General features: G+C 35.9%; 5 protein-coding genes. All 5 read left to right on the forward strand.

The window, feature by feature from the left end; genetic code table 11:
* Positions 1 to 481, forward strand: a 481-nt coding sequence (locus AC06OU_RS07360; protein WP_475854974.1) for a transketolase C-terminal domain-containing protein, incomplete at its 5' end; no start/stop codon positions are given.
* On the forward strand, positions 478 to 1,296 hold the full coding sequence (locus AC06OU_RS07365; RefSeq protein WP_475854975.1) for a TlyA family RNA methyltransferase: 819 nt from the start codon (positions 478 to 480) through the stop codon (positions 1,294 to 1,296). The genes AC06OU_RS07360 and AC06OU_RS07365, both read left to right, overlap by 4 nt.
* Positions 1,297 to 1,394: 98 nt before the next feature.
* Positions 1,395 to 1,844, forward strand: coding sequence for a transcriptional regulator AhrC/ArgR (ahrC, locus tag AC06OU_RS07370; protein ID WP_342568063.1), 450 nt, complete (start codon positions 1,395 to 1,397; stop codon positions 1,842 to 1,844).
* A gap of 254 nt (positions 1,845 to 2,098) precedes the next feature.
* On the forward strand, positions 2,099 to 3,802 hold the full coding sequence (recN, locus tag AC06OU_RS07375; protein ID WP_169358143.1) for a DNA repair protein RecN: 1,704 nt from the start codon (positions 2,099 to 2,101) through the stop codon (positions 3,800 to 3,802).
* A gap of 95 nt (positions 3,803 to 3,897) precedes the next feature.
* Positions 3,898 to 4,854 carry a SpoIVB peptidase S55 domain-containing protein gene (locus tag AC06OU_RS07380; protein WP_169358144.1) on the forward strand — a complete coding sequence of 319 codons (957 nt, stop codon included), beginning with the start codon at positions 3,898 to 3,900 and terminating at the stop codon, positions 4,852 to 4,854.
* The last annotated feature ends 137 nt before the right edge of the window (positions 4,855 to 4,991 follow it).

Consider the following 4,991-nt stretch of genomic DNA (forward strand, 5'->3'; position numbering starts at 1 on the left):
CTACCCTCGTGGTAACGGACTTGGCGTGCCAATGGACGAAGAGCTAACTCCTATTCCAATCGGGTCTTGGGAAGTACTAAAAGAAGGTAGTCAAGCCGTCATTCTTACATTTGGAACTACTATTCCAATGGCACTACAGGCAGCAGACGAATTAAGTAAATTAAATATCTCTGTAGAAGTAGTAAATGCTCGTTTTATCAAACCACTTGATGAAGCAATGCTTAAAGATATTCACTCTCGTAATATGCCTATCATTACAGTTGAAGAAAGCGTCTTACAAGGTGGATTTGGAAGTGCTGTATTGGAATATTATAACGAGCAAAATTTACAAGCTAATGTTAAAAGAATTGGTATTCCTGATATGTTTATTGAACATGGAGATGTTAATCAATTACTCGAAGAAATTAATATTACAAGCGATAGCATAGTCGATTTAGTAAAATCTACTTTAAAAGAAAGCCCAAGGTATATCTCCTCATGAGTAAGATACCAAAAGAGAGAGTAGATATACTCTTAGTAGAACAAGGATTGTTTGAAACGAGAGAAAAAGCTAAGCGTGCTATTATGGCTGGACTTATCTACAAGAATGAAGAAAGAATAGATAAGCCGGGAGAAAAAATAGAGGTCTCTTCTGTATTAACCGTAAAGGGACAGGTTTTAAAATATGTAAGCCGTGGTGGTTTAAAGCTAGAAAAAGCAATCGAACAGTTTGATTTAGAGATTAAGGATAAGATAATGTTAGATATTGGTTCTTCCACCGGAGGATTCACAGACTGTGGACTTCAAAATGGTGTGACACATGCTTACGCATTAGATGTCGGTAGTAACCAATTGGCTTGGAAAATCAGGCAGGACCCACGTGTAACGGTAATGGAAAAAACAAATTTCCGTTATTCTACGCCTGCTGATTTCCAAGAAGGCTTACCGTCGTTTGCTTCTATCGATGTTTCTTTTATATCCCTTAAGCTTATATTCCCAACTTTAAAGACAATCATAGTTCCAAGCGGAGATGTGATTGCTTTAGTTAAGCCTCAGTTTGAAGCTGGAAAAGATAGAGTTGGTAAAAAGGGTGTAGTGAGAGATAAGGCAGTGCATATAGATGTGCTCAACGATATAGCAACTTTTGCCGAAAGCCAAGGCTTCCAATTAAAAAATGTTTCTTATTCACCTATTACCGGTGGTGAAGGAAATATAGAATTTCTATTCCATTTAGTTAGTGTGAATCCTGAAGAAGTTCTCCCTCATACGTTCGACTTTGAAAAACTTGTCAATGAGGCACATAATTTATTAAAATAATTCGCGACTCCCCAAGAGTCGCGTTTTTTCTTGTTACTTTTGCAATGTAATGCTAAGGTATAATTAAAACAGTATATTTATACAGCAAGGAGCTCATTATGAATAAAGGACAACGGCATATTCGTATTAGGGATATAATAGCGAATTTTGAAATTGAAACACAGGATGATTTAGTCGATCATTTAAAAAATGCTGGGGTTAACGTTACTCAGGCTACGGTATCCAGAGATATTAAGGAACTACATTTAGTAAAGGTGCCCTTACCAAATGGTAACTATAAGTACAGTTTGCCTGCAGACCAACGATTTAATCCTATGCAAAAGCTGCATAGAGCATTAACAGATGCCTTTGTTAGTATCGATGGAGCAAGTCATTTTTTAGTTATGAAAACTTTACCAGGTAATGCTCATGCTATTGGCTCGCTGATCGATTATTTAGATTGGGAAGAGATATTGGGGACTATTTGTGGTGACGACACGTGCTTAATCATTTGTAGGACAGAAGAAGATAGTCAAACTTTAAAAAATCGTTTACTGGAAATGCTGTAATATCCAATGACTTCATGTGTAATTCTGTAATTCCGATTGTTTTGTCAAAAATGAACAGCTATCAAAAGTGTAATCATTGATCAGCACGGCCGCTTTCCGTGGCGTAAGAAGTCTTAAGAGCGTAGGTGTGATGTCTTACTAGTCATGGATTCGCGGTCTGCGTGCTACCATCTTAAAAGGTGTTCAACTAAATGTGTATGCAAATAAAGTGAATTACCTACAACGATACAGATTTTTTAAACAGAGGTGATAATTTGTTAAAAGAACTTTCCATTAAAAACTTTGCTATTATAGACGAGCTATCAGTTGGCTTCGACGAAGGACTAACTGTATTAACTGGTGAGACTGGTGCTGGTAAATCCATTATTATAGATGCAGTTCATTTACTCTGTGGAGGTAGAGGCTCACAGGAATTTATTCGACATGGAGCACGGAAAGCTGAACTGGAAGGATTATTCATCATAACAGATCCACAACATAGTGTTTTTAAGAAAATGTTTGACGTTGGTATAGATGTCGACGACGAAACTATTATTCTACGTAGAGATTTAAATGATTCTGGAAAAAGTGTCTGTAGAGTTAATGGAAAATTAGTTACTATAGGCATTTTAAGAGAGATTGGTGCTAGTTTAATAGATATTCATGGCCAACATGAAAGCCAAGAACTTATGGACGACAAAGCTCATATTCATTTACTAGACCAGTTTGCTGGCGAAGATTTAAAGGTAGTAAAAGAAAATTATAAAGAATTGTTCCATAAATATAAAAAATGGAAAAAAGAACTTGCGACATTGACGGAAAACGAACAACAAATAGCGCACAAAATAGATTTGTACACTTTTCAAGTAGAGGAAATAGCGGAAGCACAGTTGAAAAGTGGAGAAGAAGAATTGCTCCAAAATGAAAAAAAGAAATTATTAAACTTTCATAAGGTGTTCGACAAGATGAGTAATTCCTATGAAGCTATTTTAGGAGAATCTAAAGGATTAGATTATATAGGAACTGCAATGTCTGATTTAATGGATATTGCCGATGTGGATGATAATATGAAGGAGTTAAGCGAAAGCGTATCTTCTGCGTTTTATATATTACAGGATGCCGCCCACCAGCTTAAAAATGAGCTGGACGAGATGGAATATGATAGCAATCAGTTGCTTGAGGTGGAAGAGAGACTTGCAACTATTCAAACGTTAAAAAGAAAATATGGCTCATCCATTGAAGAAATTTTAGAATACAAAGATCAAATTCAGCATAGCCTAAGCCAATTAGTCAATAGAGATGAACAGATTCAAAAAATGGGTGAAAAAATCAAGCAAATTGAAATTGATCTTCAGCTGGAAGCAAATGAATTGACCGTAAAACGTAAGATTGCTGCTGAAAAGTTAAGTAAAGCAATTATGGAGCAGCTTAAAGAGTTATATATGGAAAAAGCTACTTTTTCGGTTATGTTTCATGAACAGTCTAACCAAACGTATAATGAAGATGGCTTAGATGACTTGTCATTTTACATTTCTACAAATGTGGGAGAGCCATTAAAAGCATTAACGAAAATAGCGTCCGGAGGAGAACTTTCTCGTATGATGTTGGCTCTAAAAAGCATTTTTTCAAAACACCAAGGGATTACTTCCATCATTTTCGATGAAGTAGACACAGGAGTTAGCGGACGTGTTGCTCAGGCAATAGCAGAAAAAATAGCTGGCATTGCTACGAATTCTCAGGTTCTGTGCATTTCACATCTTTCACAGGTTGCAGCAATGGCAGATCAGCATTTGTTAATCCGAAAAGAAGTGACTGGAAACAGAACATATACATTATTGGAGGAAATAACAGACAATAAACGAGCTGAGGAATTGAGCCGAATGATGTCTGGTACCGAAATAACTACGACCACATTAAAACACTCCAAAGAATTATTAAAAATTGCAAATGAACGTAAAAAAATATTAAGAAACTCGTGAAGACCTGTAACTTTTGGGTCTTCTTTTTTTATCAATTATTTACCTCACATAGAGTTCACAGCAAAGGACATAGTAAGATGTATGGGAGGTGAAATATGAAAAAAAGCTATCGAATTTGGTCGCTTTTGCCAATACTTTTCTTTACTTTGTTCTTTCTAAGCACCACTGCATTCGCTTCAAAAATAACAGTTGTTCCACTTGGGCAATCTATTCAGATCGACCTCCAGTATGGATCTGTGTTTCTTAATCACGATGTGTTGTTAGAAGATGACTATTGGCTAAAATCTGGTGATGCAATTCATCAAATAAATGACCAAACGGTATCTAACATTGATGATTTAAAAAGGCAATTAAAAAATAAGAAACAAATTATTATCCAGTATGAGCGAGATAAAAAAATGTATACGAAAGATATTACTCCAGATCAAATGATGAAATTATTCCCTTTCTTGCGAGATGCAACTGAAGGGATAGGAACGCTCACTTATTATGACCCAGAAACAAATGAATTTGGTGCACTTGGGCATCAAATAGTAGACCATTCTTCTGGAGTTACTCCAAAATTTTCAGAAGGCTCTATTTATTTGTCTTCCATTCAACAAATTAAAAAAAGTATTCCAGGAAAACCTGGGTATAAGATTACTTCGCATGAAAACAATACTCCACCTATAGGGGGAGTAAATGAAAATAATGTTTATGGGGTTTTTGGCAAGTTAGAAAACAAAGCATTAGCAAATATACCAATGCAACAAATGTCAGTTGCAGAAAAAGAAGAAATAACGACAGGTAAAGCAATTATGCGAACATCAATCGATGGTGAGAAAGTGCAGGACTTTACAATAAATATCTCATCTGTGGAAGGACATCTATTTCAGTTTACAGTAACTGATTCCCAGCTTATTAAAAGGACTGGTGGTATTCTTCAAGGCATGAGTGGAAGCCCAATTCTTCAAGCTGACAAAATAATTGGGGTTGTTACTCATATGTACGTGGATAAACCAAAAAACGGGGCTGCTTTAGCTATAACAGAGATGATGAAGAAAAATCCATGATTTATGAAGGCTACATCCATTTGGGTGTAGCCTTTTGTAATTGCTTAGCAAATTATAAAATAAATTCTGAAAACCTATGGATAAAAAAACATAGGCGGCTTGCGCTTTTCTATTTTGTCTAGCGCAAGCAGCCTTGC

This window comes from Psychrobacillus sp. (assembly GCF_056205495.1).